This window comes from Streptomyces sp. B6B3 (assembly GCF_039871525.1).
GTDB lineage: Bacteria > Actinomycetota > Actinomycetes > Streptomycetales > Streptomycetaceae > Streptomyces.
In genome coordinates this window covers 32,518-44,724 of sequence record NZ_JBDPLU010000038.1, presented here as the reverse complement: position 1 = coordinate 44,724, position 12,207 = coordinate 32,518, and the positions used below count along the sequence as shown (strand labels likewise).

Sequence of the window (12,207 nt, the reverse complement as noted above, 5' to 3'; positions counted from 1 at the left end):
CTGCTCGGCCAGCTCTACCACTGCCTGCAAACCCGGCAGCACTTCGACGAGCATCGCGCATTCACCTCCTTCTCAGCAGTTCCAGCCGTCGCGGCTTGACTTCTTAGGCACGTGAGATGTCTCTCAGCCCGGCGCCCGCACCGCGTGCCGGGTCGCGTACGCCGTCACCGCCGCCGCCGCGGACAGCGCCGCGACCGTGGTCAGCGCCGTGGCCAGCGACCACCACTCCGCCAGGAAGCCGATCGCCACGGGCCCGACGAGCATCCCGCCGTAGCCGAGGGTGGACGCCGCGGCCACCCCCGGGGCACCCGCGAGCGCGCCGGCCTGGCCGATCGCGACGGGGAAGATGTTGGCCAGTCCCAGGCCCGTCACCGCGAACCCCACGAGCGCCAGCCACAGCACGGGCGCCAGCGAGGCCACCAGCATGCCGACCGCCGCCGTCGCCCCGCCGGCGACCAACGCGGGGGTCTGGCCCACCCGTTCCAGCACCGTCGAGCCGGTGAGCCGGCCCACGGTCATGGCCAGCGCGAACACCGAGTAGCCGGAGGCCGCCACCCCCGGGCTCGCGTCGAGCGTCTCGCGCAGGTGCAGCGCGCTCCAGTCCGCCAGCGCACCCTCCCCGTACGCCGTGCACAGCGCGACGAAGCCGAGCACGGCCACCAGCCAACGCGCCCGTCGCCGTCCCGGACCGGCCGCGGCCGCCCCGCCCTCACCCGGCTCGCGCTCCGGTGACCCCGCGCCGTCCGCGCCCGGCGCCTCGGGGTCCGCCGCGTCCCGCGCCGCGCCCGCCGCCTCCCGGGGCGGGACCGGGGAGCCCAGCAGCGCACGCCCGGCGACCGCCGCCACCACCAGACCCACCACGCACAGCCCCGCCAGATGCCACGCCGCGCTCAGCCGGCCCGCCACCAGTCCACCCAGCCCCGCCCCGAGCATCCCGCCCAGGCTGAACGCCGCGTGGAAGCTCGGCATCACCGGCCGTCCCAGCGCCGCGATCAGGTCCACCGCGGCGCTGTTGGCCGACACGTTGACCGCGCCGAACGCCGTCCCGAACACCAGCAGCATCCCGCCGAGCACCAGCGCCGAGTCGGCGTGCGGCGGCAACGAGACGCTCAGCGCCAGCAGCACCCCGGAGACCACCGTCACCGGATGGTTCCCGAACCGCTGACACAGCCTGCCGGTCACCACCATGGTCACCACGGCCCCCGCCGAGACTCCCAGCAGCGCCAGCCCCAGCGCGCTCGGCGAGGCGCCGGTCTGCTCCTTGACCGCCGGAATGCGCACCACCCAGCCCGCGAAGACGAAGCCGTCCAGCGCGAAGAAGGCGGTGATGGCGACGCGGAGCCGACGCAGCCCGTCCGCGGTCGGGGCTCGCGCCCCGCCACGCCGCGGACTCGGAACCCGCCCCGCCCGGAGTTTGTTTATCGGTGGCACAAAGGAAGAATAGGGGTGTGACCCGCACCCGTACCAGGCTCGAGAGAGGCCGGAACGCCCTCGGACCCGCGCTCGAACTCGTCCACACCGGCCGCGCCCCCACCCGCGCCGTCCTCACCACCGAACTCGGCGTCACCCGGGCCACCGCGGGCGCGGTCGCGGCGGAGCTCCAGACCCTCGGCCTCATCACCGTGGACGCCCGGCCCGCCGCCGCGGGCAGCCAGGGCCGCCCCTCCCACCGCCTCGCCATCGCCGACAACGGCCCCGTCGCCCTCGCCGCCCAGGTGCACGCCGACGGATTCCGCGCCGCCCTCGTCGGACTCGGCGGCCGCATCGTGGCCACCGCGCCCGGCTGCGTGACCGTGCCCGCCGACCCCGCCCGGGTGCTCCGCCAGGTCGTCGACGCCGGCGCGCAACTGCTCCGCGACACCGGGCGGCAGTGCGTCGGCGCCGGCCTCGCCGTGCCCTCCGCCGTGGCCGAACCCGAGGGCACCGCACTCAACCCGCTCCACCTCGCCTGGCCCGCCGGCGCGCCCGTACGCGACATCTTCACCGACTGCCTCGCCGCGGCCGGCCTCGACGTCCCCGGCTTCTGCGGCAACGACATCAACCTCGCCGCGCTCGCCGAGCACCGCCACGGAGCCGGCCAGGGCTCACCCCACCTGCTGTGCGTCGCCACCGGCCACCGCGGCGTCGGCGGCGCCCTGGTCCTGGACGGCCGGCTGCACACCGGCAGCGCCGGCCTCGCCCTGGAGGTCGGCCACCTCACCGTGGACCCCCAGGGCCGCCCGTGCCACTGCGGCGGCCGCGGCTGCCTCGACGTCGAGACCGACCCCCTCGCCCTGCTCGCCGCCGCCGGCCGCCGACCGGGCCCGGAGGGCTCGCTGCTGCACCAGGCCGGGGAGATGCTGCGCACCGAACACGCGACCGACCCGGCCGTCCGCGCCGCCACCGGCACCGTCATCGACCGCCTCGGCCTCGGCCTCGCCGGCCTGGTGAACATCCTCAACCCCGACCGCATCATCCTCGGCGGCCTGCACCGCCACCTGCTGGCGGCCGACCCCGACCGGCTCCGCGCCACCGTCGAACGGCACAGCCTGTGGGGGAGAAGCGGCAGCGTCCCCGTCCTGCCCTGCACCCTCGACCACGACAGCCTGGTCGGCGCCGGCGAACTCGCCTGGCAGCCGGTGCTCGACGATCCGCTGGCCGTCCTGGCCGCCTGACCCCGGCCACCGGTCCAGACCGCCCACCAGCGACCGGCGGACAGTCAGAACGGGATGCCGTCCAGCAACCGCGCCAGGCTCTCCCCGCTCGCCTGGATGCTCGGGGCCACCGCCGTGCCCGCGAGATAGAACCCGAACAGGCCGCACACCACCGCGTGCGAGATCTTCAACCCGTCCTTCCGGAAGAACAGGAACACGATGACTCCCAGCAGCAGGAGCCCGGAGACCGACAAGACCATGAGCACTCCCGACGACGCCCCCCGATCTTCACTCTGGGTACTCTAAGTCTGACAAACGGTGACCGACACGGGATGCGGGCATTCGGGTGACCGCGGCCACCCGGTCGCCCACGACCCACACCCGGGGTGACGCGACGGACACCCCGTCGGACCTCGATAGGCTGGTCCCCGGCCACGACGGGCCCGGGGCAAGGAGGAACACACACGATGGCAGACAGCACGCAACCGCTGTCCGCGCGCGCCAAGCTGGCCGTGACCGCCGGACGCGCGGCCGCGGCGGTGTCGCGGGCGGCGGGACGCGGCAGCGGATCCGTGATCGGCGGGCGGGTCGCCCTCAAGCTCGACCCCGACCTGCTGTCCCGGCTGGCCGGCCACCTGGACGTGGTCCTGATCTCCGCCACCAACGGCAAGACCACGACCACCCGCCTGGTCGCCGAGGCCCTGCGCGCCGGCGGCGAGGTCGTCTCCAACGCGCTCGGCGCCAACATGCCGGCCGGCATCACCTCCGCCCTGTCCGGCGGCGCCAACGCCCGCTACGGAGTGCTCGAGGTCGACGAGAAGTACCTCACCGGCGTCGCCCGTGCCGTCTCGCCCAAGGCCATCGCCCTGCTCAACCTCTCGCGCGACCAGCTCGACCGCGCCGCCGAGACCCGCATGCTCGCCGAGCGCTGGCGCGAGGGCCTGGAGGGCACCAAGGCCACCGTCATCGCCAACGCCGACGACCCGCTGATCGTGTGGGCCGCGGCCTCCGCCGGCAACGTCGTCTGGGTGGCCGCCGGACAGGAGTGGAAGGACGACGCCTGGTCCTGCCCCTCCTGCGGAGGCGTCCTCCAACGCCCCGACGACAGCTGGCAGTGCGGCAGCTGCGGCTTCGCCCGCCCCACCCCCACCTGGGTGCTGTCCGGGGACCACGTGCTCGACCCGCACGGCTCCGCCTGGCCCATCCAGCTGCAGCTCCCCGGGCGGGCCAACAAGGCCAACGCCGCCACCGCCACCGCCACCGCCGCCGTGTTCGGGATCGCCCCGCAGCTGGCACTACAGCGCATGCAGTCCGTCGCCGCCGTCGCCGGCCGGTACGACGTCGTCCAGTACGACGGACGCGCGATCCGCCTGCTGCTGGCGAAGAACCCAGCCGGCTGGCTGGAGACGTTCTCCCTCATCGACCCGCCCCCCACCCCCGTGGTCCTGTCCGTCAACGCCCGCAGCGCGGACGGCACCGACACCTCCTGGCTGTGGGACGTGGACTACACCCGGCTGGCCGGCCACCCCATCGCCGTGGTCGGCGACCGCCGCCTCGACCTCGCGGTGCGCCTGGAGGTCGCCGGCCTCGACTTCCGCGTCCACCCCGACCTCCGTCAGGCCGTCGCCGGCCTCCCACCCGGCCGCATCGAAGCCATCGCCAACTACACCGCCTTCCAGGACCTGCGCCGCGTCGTCGGCAACTGAAGGCCCGCCAGCACGCTCAAGGACGGCACGCATGACTAACCCCCAGACCTCAGGACTGCGGCTGATCTGGGTCTACCCCGACCTCCTCAGCACCTACGGCGACCAGGGCAACGTCCTGGTGGTCAAGCGCCGCGCCGAACAGCGCGGCCTGCACGTGGAGCGCCAGGACGTCCGCTCCGACCAGCCCATCCCCGCCACCGGGCACATCTACCTGATCGGCGGCGGCGAGGACCGCCCACAGCGGCTCGCCGCCGAGCGGCTGCGCCGCGACGGCGGCCTGACCCACGCCGCGAACAACGGCGCCGTCATCTTCTCCGTGTGCGCCGGCTACCAGATCCTCGGCCACGAGTTCGTCAACGACCTCGGCCAGCGCGAGGCCGGCCTCGGCCTGCTGGACGTCACCAGCGTCCGCGGCGGCGCCGAACGCTGCGTCGGCGACGTGCTCGCCGACGTCGACGACCACCTCGGCCTGCCCCAGCTGACCGGCTTCGAGAACCACCAGGGCGTCACCCACCTCGGACCCGGCGTCCGCCCCTTCGCCCGCGTCCGGATGGGCAACGGCAACGGCACCGGAGACGGCACCGAGGGCGCCTGGCGCGACAGGGTCTTCGGCACCTACATGCACGGCCCGGTGCTCGCCCGCAACCCGCAGATCGCCGACCTCCTGCTGCGGCTCGCCCTGGGCGCCGGCGCCCTGTCCCCCCTGAACGACCAGTGGTTCGACGCCCTCCGCACCGAGCGGATCGCCGCCGCCACCCGCGAGGCCTGAGCCCCGACGGCGGCACCGGCGAGCGGCGGGCGAGAAAGCGAGCACGACATGGGCCAGCACGACCACGGCGATGAGCTGCCCCCCTTCACGGTGGGCCGCGCACTGGAGTTCGGCGGAGACCCCGTCTTCCTGATCCTCTGCGTCGCCCTGTGCCTCCTGTACGGGTGGGGCGTCGCCCGACTCGTCCGCCGCGGCGACCGCTGGGGCACCGGACGGACCGTCTCCTTCGGCCTCGGCGTGCTCTCCATCGCCCTGGTCACCTGCACCGGCGTCCACGACTACGGCATGGTCCTGTTCAGCGCCCACATGATCCAGCACATGGTGCTCAGCATGCTCACGCCCGTGGCACTGCTGCTCGGCGCGCCGGTGACCCTGCTGCTGCGCGCCCTGCGCCCCGCCGGAGGCGGCCGCCGCGGACCGCGCGAACTGCTGGTCGCCGCGCTGCACTCCCGGTACGTGCGGATCGTGACCAGCCCGCTGTTCACCATCCCCCTGTTCATCGCCAGCCTCTACGGCCTCTACTTCACCCCCCTGTTCGACACGCTGATGGAGACCCGCGCCGGACACCTCGCGATGATGTGCCACTTCCTCGTCGTCGGGCTGGTCTTCTTCTGGCCGATCATGGGCGTCGACCCCGGCCCGCACCGCACCGGCTACCCCCTGCGCATGCTGGAGCTCTTCGCCACCATGCCCTTCCACGCCTTCTTCGGCATCGCGCTGATGATGGCCACCGAACCCATGGTCGACACCTTCGCCGACCCGCCCGACTCCCTGGGCGTCGAGGCGCTCGCCGAGCAGTCCGCCGCCGGCGGCCTGGCCTGGGCCTTCAGCGAGATCCCCACCGTCATCGTGCTGGTCGCCCTGCTGGTCCAGTGGTACCTGTCCGAACAGCGCCAGGCACGCCGTCGCGACCGCGCCGCCAACCGGGACGGCGACCGCGAGCTCGCCGCCTACAACGCCTTCCTCGCCTCCCTCGAATCCCGCGACCCCGCCCCCGGGCGCGGCAACCGCTGACGACGACCAGGACCCCGAGTGCTCGGCGACCCACCCGACCACCGACACCGACCCGACGCACCCCACCGCGGGCCGCGGGCCCGGCACCCCCGCCCGAGGGCCGACCGCACCCCCGAGCACGTCACCGCTATCGTCCTGGGTGGCGTTCCGCCGGCCCGCCCCCTCCCGCGCGCCCCCGGCGCCGGACACCGCGAGAGGGACCAGGGCCATTCCTGAGACGGGTGGAGTGGAGATGGGAACGGGCGAGCTGCTGCGGCTGACGATCGCGGCCGTACGGGCGCACACCGGCGAGAGCCAGCGCGACCTCGCGGCCGGCCTGGGGCTCACCCCGGGGCAGCTCAGCCGCCGCCTCTCCTCAGCGCGGGGTGTCGAGTGGAACCTCGGAGACGTCGACCGGCTCGCCGCCCACTGGGGCATGCGCCCCCTCGACGTCCTCGCCGGTCCCTCCCACGCCGTCGCGCACCTCGGCACGTCCGCCACCGCGAGCGGCGTCCCCGAGGCCGACATCCCGCCCCCGCGCCCCGCAGCCCCGCCACCGCCGCCCCCCGCACACCCCAACCCCAACCCCAGCCCTGACCCCGCACCGCCGCCGGCGGCCGAGGCGGACCGGGGCCCGGACGGCGAACTCCTCCGGAGCGAGCCGGCCCCGTGCGTCCTCTGCGGACAACCCACCCCGCTGCGGGCGGGCGGCCACCCCCAGCACATGGGCGGCTTCTGCACCACCACGGCCCCGGCGACCAGCCCCACCACCACGGCGACGCCGGAGCCCAGCACCCCGGCCCCACGCCCGCCCGCCGCACCCGAACGGCGCGACACCTCCACCCCGATCGCCCGCGCCGTCGCCCAGGCACTCGCCGACAACGACGACGACCCCGAGGCCGCGACCACCGTCCTCGTCAGACGCGCCATCCCGGACGGCATGGCCCTCCTCAACGCGACCCGGGTCGGCTCCACATACGACTTCACCCACTACGTCGACACCGACGACGTCACCATCCTGAGGAAGCCCAGCCGCGACGGGGCCGACCAGATCTGGGAGGGCCGCCCCAAGTGGATCAACCCCCGGATCGGACGAAGCGGACCCCGACACACGGTCACCGCCCTGGACGTCAACGGCGCCTACCTGAGCGCACTCAAGACACACCTGCCGATCGGCAGGCCCCGCCATTCCGACAGCGGCGAGTACGACAGGAAACGCTCGGGCCTGTACCTGGTCACCCCGCCGGAATGGCCCCACGACGACCTGCCGAACCCCCTCGGCAACCGGGAACAGGCCGGCCCGCTGTGGATCACCGACCCCACGCTGCGCCTCCTGCTGCGCCTGGCCGGCCCCAAGCACCGGCTGTGCGAGGCACCCGTCATCCACGAGTCCTGGACCTCGGGCTCCAGCGAGGCCCTGCTGGAGCGGTTCCGCCGGGAGCTGGCCGCCGCCAGGGATCAGGCCGTCGAGGACGGCGACGCCGTCACCTTCGAGTACGTCAAGGCCATGTACAGCAAGTTCGTCTCGACGATCGGGGAGTCCTCCGCCAACCGCGAGATGCGCCGCCCCGACTGGATGCACATCATCCGCTCGCAGGCGTTCACCAACCTCTGGTGGAAGGCGTGGAAGGCCCACGAGGCCGGTCTGACCCTGGTCCGGATGATGGGCACCGACGAACTGCACGTCATCGGCGACTGGCGCCGGGTCTTCCCCGAGGGCCGGCGGCTGACCGAGGTGAAGCTCAAGGACGAGTACACCGTCGGCGGCGGTGACTGATGGCCGGACGCTGGACGCGGTTCGGCCTCTACAGTGCCCGCGGCGTCCCCGGCTGGGCCGCCCTCGGCCGGGAGATGGACCGTCAGGTCACCGGCGTGGCCTCGCCCGTGGACACCGAACGCGGCCTCGCCGCCCGGCTGCGGTACCTCACCGCCTCGGCCGCCGGCTACGCCGCCATGGAACGCGCCGGCATCAGCGTGAGCCGGAGAACCCTCTTCGCCTGGCTCGCGGAGGACCGCATCCCCAGCCGGCGCAACCTGGAGCGCATCGACGACGCTTACTGGGACCTGCGCCGCCGCAATCTCGGGGCCGAATGGAAACGGCGCCTCAGGGACCGCGGCGCCCGCATCGAGATCCATCCCGTCGACCAGCGTCAGGTGCAGCGGGATCATCCCGGCCGCGTCCGGGAGTTGGCCGTGCGCCGCATCACGGTCCGCGGCCACCGCATCTGGGACGACATCATCGACGCCTGGATCGTCGAGAACGTCGAGCTTCTCGACGTCATCTGGGACGAGATCATCACCGACCTCGGCTCCGACTACGACGCCTACTCCTACGTCTCCAGCGTCGGCTTCGGCATCTGACGGCCCACCGGCCGGCCACCGGCCACCGGCGCCGCCTCGTCGCGGGCACCCGGCCGGTGAGACACCTGTCGCGTTCCGCCCCATTCGACCGGCGTCTCGCGCAGGCCGACCCTGTCACGACTCGACGCCTCACGTCAGGAGGACCGTCATGACCACGAACCTGCGCGGCCACGTCCTCCGGCAGCTCGATCCGGACAACCGACGGTGGCTGGAGTACCCCCAGGACAAGCAGCAGGCCCTCGCCGAGCAGTGGCACGGCACGGAGGGGAAGGCGTCGTCCGCACTCAGCTCCGTCGACTTCATCCCGATCTGGTGGACGAGGGCGCCTCCGCCAACGCCTTCGTCCGGGACGTGCGGGACACCGAGAGCTACTGAACCCCACCAGAGGGCACCGTCGTGCGGCGGCCCCGCCACCCACACCCTGAACGGGGGAGGGGCGGGGCCGGCCGGGTGCCGGTGCCGTGCCGGTCAGGGACCGACCACCGGAGCGTCCACGGAACTGCCGGCCGCGGCCAGCTGTTGCCGGGCGGTGGCCAACGCGGCTCCGACATCCCGCGTGCCCGTGGACACGCACAGCGTGTAGACGACGTCCTCCATCCGCTGCCGCGCCTCCCTGGTGCCCTGCTCGGCGTGGAGCAACTCCAGCGTCTCGTACTGCTCGACCAGTCTCGACAGCACCGCGGGATGGGCCATCAGCATCGTCGTGCTCCTCTCGACCTGCCCGGTCACCGAGCCGGGGTCTCGGGAAGTACCCCCTCCGGTTGAGCCCATGCCCCACCCGGAGGCGATCCCCGGGAGCCGCACGGCGGCCAGGTCACGAGCGGGTGCCCGGCGGCCACGTGCGACCTCCGGGCACCCGCCGTGTCTCAGTCCTCGATGATGCAGGCGGAATGCGTGGCACAGATGATGACTTCGTGCTCGCCTTCGTCGGTGGCGTGTGCGGTGCCGGCGAAGCCGAAGGCCCCCAGGGCGGCGAAGGAAAGAGTGGCAATGGCCATGCGGATGCGCATCGATATCTCCCGATTGCTTGAGGCAGCCCCGGACGTCGGTGTCCGGCGGCGCGCTCATACTTCGCCGCCGGGCCGGCACGGTGGGTGCGACGCGCCCGGCCGGCGAAGCGGCATCACTCTCGTGGAGGTCGTTGCACCTCCCGCGTCGGCCACCGGCGGCGGGCCACTCGGCCGACCGCCGGCGGTACCCGGCGCGATCCCTCGCCGCCCCGACAGCACCGCCGTTGAAGGCGCCGACGCGCAATCGGGCGCAACACGCGGGCGCCCGATCGATCATGGCCGTTTCGGGCCATACATCGTCCACTCCTGATCGGACGCCTTCCTGCTCAGCCCATATCCCCCGTGCCGCCACCCTGTTCGCCTTCCGGCGATTCCCCCCGTGGCCGATCTCCCGGAGGCGACGATGCCCGGCGCCACCCGCCGTGCCGTCCTGACCGGAGCCGCCGGGCTGGCGGCCGCCCGTTCCTGGACCCGGCGGGCAGCCCGGTGGATCCCGACGTCGAGCCGCTGTGCGAGCCGATGAGCGAACGGCTCGTGGAACGGGTGCGGGCGCCGGGCGGCGACGTCACCAGCCGCCTCCACGGCGCGGGCCGCCACACCTGGCCCTACTGGGAGCGGGAGTTGCACGCGGCGTTCCCGATGCTGGTGGACACGGCGACCGCCGACCGGCGAGGTGCCTGAGCCCTCCCGTGGCCGCTCGCCGCCCACGCCGCGCGCCCCCGACCCAGCGGTGTCCTCGGTCAGGCTCCGTTCGGGGCCGGGAGGCCCAGCAGACTCTCCGCGGTTCCCGCCTCGGCGGACAGCGCGTTCAGCGCCGTGACGATGCGGCGCTCCTCGAAGGCGAAATGCGACTCGAGGATGGCGGTCAGCCCGTCGAGAGCGCTCAGCACCCGCGCGACCTCGGCCGCGTCGGGCTCGGCCGCCATGCCTTCGAGCAGGCGCTCCAGATCGTGCTGGACGACGCTGATCAGCTCGTGGTCCTCCTCCAGCTTGGCGATGGTGGGCGCCAACTCGGGGAAGCTGCCGGCCAGTGCCGGAAACGCGCCGCCGTCCTCGCCGGTGTGGTGTCGGGTCAACGCCGAGCAGAACGACAGGCAGTGCGCCTTCAACCGGCGCGGCCGCTCACCACGCCCGTCGAGCTGGCGTTCGACGTCCGCGCGCAGCCCGGCCAGTTCCTCCCGAAGCCAGGTGTGGATCTCGATCAACTCGTCGCCGAGGGCCGCGAGCCGCTCTCCCGGACCGTCGGGGATGCTCATGGGATCATGCTACGACTCGGGCCGCGGCGCCCCAGGAGGGCCCCGGCCGGGGAGGGCGCTCAGCCGGTCTCCGGCCTCCGCCGGGTACGACCGCCACCGCCCTCCCCGCCACGCTCGCCCTTGGGGCCGTAGCCCCGCTCGGTGCGCGGGCCGCGGGAGCGCCAGTGGGGATCCCGCCGCAGCTCGCGCTTGGCCCGCTCGTTGGCCTGCTGGTCCGGGACGCCCTGGTTCTCCGCACGCTTCCGCCCGTGGGCGCGGTGGATGTCGTACTTCTTGCTCCCCGGTTCGGGCATCACTATCACCTCGGAGCTGTCACCTCGGATCCTCCGGGTCCCCGGGCCGGCCCGAGCCCAAACGCCCCGGTGCGGCCCGGACCCGCCCACGAGTGACCGGGTCACGACGTCCCAGGTCCCGAGCGGCCCGATCGGCGCCGGCGGCCTGGCCCTCGTCCCCGATCAGGACGGCACCGCCACGGGAAACGGCAGCCCGGTTCGGTGACCCGCGAGGCGGGCCCGCGCCTCGGCGCGCCGCGCGTCCGCTCCGCCGGTCCCGGTGACGCAGGTGAGGGCGGGAAGGGGACGCTGACGCGCCTCAGCAGGTCTCGCGGACGTACCCGTCCTCGTCGGGGGTGACGACGAGCGAGTCCCGTCGCACGATGCTCAGCCGGTCCCCGTACTCCCGGCAGGCCGCCGCCAGCCCCTCGGGGGTGTACTCGATGACGATCACGTCGTCGCCGTACGCCGCCGTGAACTCGTGACAGTTGCCCTGCTCGCCGCACTCCTCGGCGATCGCGAAGTCCAGCCCGGTGCGCGCGCGCTCCCCGGACAGCTCGGAGGTGTTCTTCTGGGCGATGGCCAGCCCCTGGGCGTGGGCGTGCTCGGAGAGCAGCGCGATGTACGCCATGGCCGCCTCGTCGTCGAACCGCCCGCCCGAGCGGGTGAAGCTGTCGAAGTTGTCCGGCTCGACGGCCTGGTAGCCCGCCTCGGCACAGCCGTCGATCCAGCCGTTCACGGTGGCCGCGATCCGCTCGCGCCTGTCCGCGGTGCTGATGTCGAGGAGCGCCTCCTGCCACTCCTCGTCGATGATGACCTCGCCGTTCCCGTCCCTGAGCAGCAGGTCGTCGTCCCAGTCCGCCAGCTCGCCGGGCTGGACCTGGAAGGCGTTGACGTAGCAGATGCTGTACACGTCCGCGCCCTGCGGCTCCCCGGGCTCGGCCGGGGGATCCTCGCGGTCGCGGCTGACGACCGTGGCGCCCTCGGGCAGGGCGTACGCGCCGCCGATCTGGTAGTCGAACCCGGCGCCGGTCGGGGGAGGGGACACCGCCTCGGGCGAGGCACCCGCCGTGGCGATGACGAGCAGCGAGGCGATCACCGCCGCCGCGGCGGCCGCGACGGCGGCCAGCCGCCAGCGAGAGCGGTCTCGAGTGATGGGCATCATCGCGCTCCGGAGAAGGGGGCGCGTCCCCGCCTCGGAAGCCGC

The 12,207-nt window shown here is 73.8% G+C and carries 14 protein-coding genes; 7 read left to right on the top strand and 7 right to left on the bottom strand.

The genetic code is table 11. The features are described 5' to 3' along the window. Positions 1–123: 123 nt before the first annotated feature. Complete coding sequence (locus ABGB06_RS37975) at positions 124–1,350, bottom strand: MFS transporter (protein ID WP_347599750.1); 1,227 nt, start codon at positions 1,348–1,350, stop codon at positions 124–126. 98 nt (positions 1,351–1,448) lie between these two features. On the opposite strand from ABGB06_RS37975, the gene ABGB06_RS37970 reads away from it, so the two are divergent. After that, the gene (locus ABGB06_RS37970; RefSeq protein ID WP_347599744.1) at positions 1,449–2,654 is read left to right on the top strand and encodes an ROK family protein; all 1,206 of its coding nucleotides are present in this window, start codon (positions 1,449–1,451) and stop codon (positions 2,652–2,654) included. Between the two features lie 44 nt (positions 2,655–2,698). On the opposite strand, the gene ABGB06_RS37965 is transcribed toward ABGB06_RS37970, so the two are convergent. After that, the gene (locus ABGB06_RS37965; RefSeq protein WP_347599741.1) at positions 2,699–2,893 is read right to left on the bottom strand and encodes a hypothetical protein; all 195 of its coding nucleotides are present in this window, start codon (positions 2,891–2,893) and stop codon (positions 2,699–2,701) included. Positions 2,894–3,100: 207 nt separating this feature from the next. On the opposite strand from ABGB06_RS37965, the gene ABGB06_RS37960 reads away from it, so the two are divergent. The 5 genes from ABGB06_RS37960 (at position 3,101) to ABGB06_RS37940 (ending at position 8,462) form a co-directional block, all read left to right on the top strand. Further along, a complete protein-coding gene (locus tag ABGB06_RS37960; protein ID WP_347599738.1) occupies positions 3,101–4,339 on the top strand; it encodes a MurT ligase domain-containing protein in 1,239 nt (412 codons plus the stop codon). Positions 4,340–4,370: 31 nt separating this feature from the next. Further along, positions 4,371–5,108 carry a glutamine amidotransferase gene (locus ABGB06_RS37955; protein WP_347599735.1) on the top strand — a complete coding sequence of 246 codons (738 nt, stop codon included), beginning with the start codon at positions 4,371–4,373 and terminating at the stop codon, positions 5,106–5,108. Positions 5,109–5,156: 48 nt separating this feature from the next. Next, on the top strand, positions 5,157–6,122 hold the full coding sequence (locus ABGB06_RS37950) for a cytochrome c oxidase assembly protein (RefSeq protein ID WP_347599732.1): 966 nt from the start codon (positions 5,157–5,159) through the stop codon (positions 6,120–6,122). A gap of 232 nt (positions 6,123–6,354) precedes the next feature. After that, positions 6,355–7,878 (top strand): hypothetical protein, encoded by a 1,524-nt coding sequence (locus ABGB06_RS37945; protein WP_347599729.1) that lies wholly within the window; start codon positions 6,355–6,357, stop codon positions 7,876–7,878. Continuing rightward, the gene (locus tag ABGB06_RS37940; protein WP_347599726.1) at positions 7,878–8,462 is read left to right on the top strand and encodes a transcriptional regulator; all 585 of its coding nucleotides are present in this window, start codon (positions 7,878–7,880) and stop codon (positions 8,460–8,462) included. The genes ABGB06_RS37945 and ABGB06_RS37940 overlap by 1 nt, the downstream gene beginning before the upstream one ends. A gap of 468 nt (positions 8,463–8,930) precedes the next feature. Here ABGB06_RS37940 and ABGB06_RS37935 read toward each other — a convergent pair whose 3' ends face one another. Further along, a complete protein-coding gene (locus tag ABGB06_RS37935) occupies positions 8,931–9,161 on the bottom strand; it encodes a DUF5133 domain-containing protein (protein ID WP_347599723.1) in 231 nt (76 codons plus the stop codon). Positions 9,162–9,328: 167 nt separating this feature from the next. Then, positions 9,329–9,472 (bottom strand): hypothetical protein, encoded by a 144-nt coding sequence (locus tag ABGB06_RS37930; protein WP_347599720.1) that lies wholly within the window; start codon positions 9,470–9,472, stop codon positions 9,329–9,331. Positions 9,473–9,958: 486 nt separating this feature from the next. On the opposite strand from ABGB06_RS37930, the gene ABGB06_RS37925 reads away from it, so the two are divergent. Beyond that, positions 9,959–10,153, top strand: a complete 195-nt coding sequence (locus tag ABGB06_RS37925) for a hypothetical protein (RefSeq protein WP_347599717.1) — start codon at positions 9,959–9,961, stop codon at positions 10,151–10,153. 59 nt (positions 10,154–10,212) lie between these two features. Here the strand turns inward: ABGB06_RS37925 and ABGB06_RS37920 are convergent, their stop codons facing one another. The 3 genes from ABGB06_RS37920 to ABGB06_RS37910 all read right to left on the bottom strand — a co-directional run bounded on the left by ABGB06_RS37920 (position 10,213) and on the right by ABGB06_RS37910 (position 12,162). Next, on the bottom strand, positions 10,213–10,728 hold the full coding sequence (locus ABGB06_RS37920) for a hemerythrin domain-containing protein (RefSeq protein WP_347599714.1): 516 nt from the start codon (positions 10,726–10,728) through the stop codon (positions 10,213–10,215). Between the two features lie 59 nt (positions 10,729–10,787). Next, on the bottom strand, positions 10,788–11,021 hold the full coding sequence (locus ABGB06_RS37915) for a hypothetical protein (protein ID WP_347599711.1): 234 nt from the start codon (positions 11,019–11,021) through the stop codon (positions 10,788–10,790). 298 nt (positions 11,022–11,319) lie between these two features. Continuing rightward, positions 11,320–12,162, bottom strand: a complete 843-nt coding sequence (locus tag ABGB06_RS37910; RefSeq protein WP_347599708.1) for an endo alpha-1,4 polygalactosaminidase — start codon at positions 12,160–12,162, stop codon at positions 11,320–11,322. Between the last annotated feature and the right edge of the window lie 45 nt (positions 12,163–12,207).

What these genes read in the sequence shown, in the direction of transcription:
- ABGB06_RS37965 (WP_347599741.1), bottom strand. Translation starts at nt 2,893, where the DNA reads ATGGTCTTGTCGGTCTCCGGGCTCCTGCTGCTGGGAGTCATCGTGTTC.
- ABGB06_RS37950 (WP_347599732.1), top strand. Translation starts at nt 5,157, where the DNA reads ATGGGCCAGCACGACCACGGCGATGAGCTGCCCCCCTTCACGGTGGGC.
- ABGB06_RS37945 (WP_347599729.1), top strand. Translation starts at nt 6,355, where the DNA reads ATGGGAACGGGCGAGCTGCTGCGGCTGACGATCGCGGCCGTACGGGCG.
- ABGB06_RS37910 (WP_347599708.1), bottom strand. Translation starts at nt 12,162, where the DNA reads ATGCCCATCACTCGAGACCGCTCTCGCTGGCGGCTGGCCGCCGTCGCG.
- ABGB06_RS37920 (WP_347599714.1), bottom strand. Translation starts at nt 10,728, where the DNA reads ATGAGCATCCCCGACGGTCCGGGAGAGCGGCTCGCGGCCCTCGGCGAC.
- ABGB06_RS37960 (WP_347599738.1), top strand. Translation starts at nt 3,101, where the DNA reads ATGGCAGACAGCACGCAACCGCTGTCCGCGCGCGCCAAGCTGGCCGTG.
- ABGB06_RS37955 (WP_347599735.1), top strand. Translation starts at nt 4,371, where the DNA reads ATGACTAACCCCCAGACCTCAGGACTGCGGCTGATCTGGGTCTACCCC.
- ABGB06_RS37930 (WP_347599720.1), bottom strand. Translation starts at nt 9,472, where the DNA reads ATGCGCATCCGCATGGCCATTGCCACTCTTTCCTTCGCCGCCCTGGGG.
- ABGB06_RS37915 (WP_347599711.1), bottom strand. Translation starts at nt 11,021, where the DNA reads ATGCCCGAACCGGGGAGCAAGAAGTACGACATCCACCGCGCCCACGGG.
- ABGB06_RS37935 (WP_347599723.1), bottom strand. Translation starts at nt 9,161, where the DNA reads ATGCTGATGGCCCATCCCGCGGTGCTGTCGAGACTGGTCGAGCAGTAC.
- ABGB06_RS37940 (WP_347599726.1), top strand. Translation starts at nt 7,878, where the DNA reads ATGGCCGGACGCTGGACGCGGTTCGGCCTCTACAGTGCCCGCGGCGTC.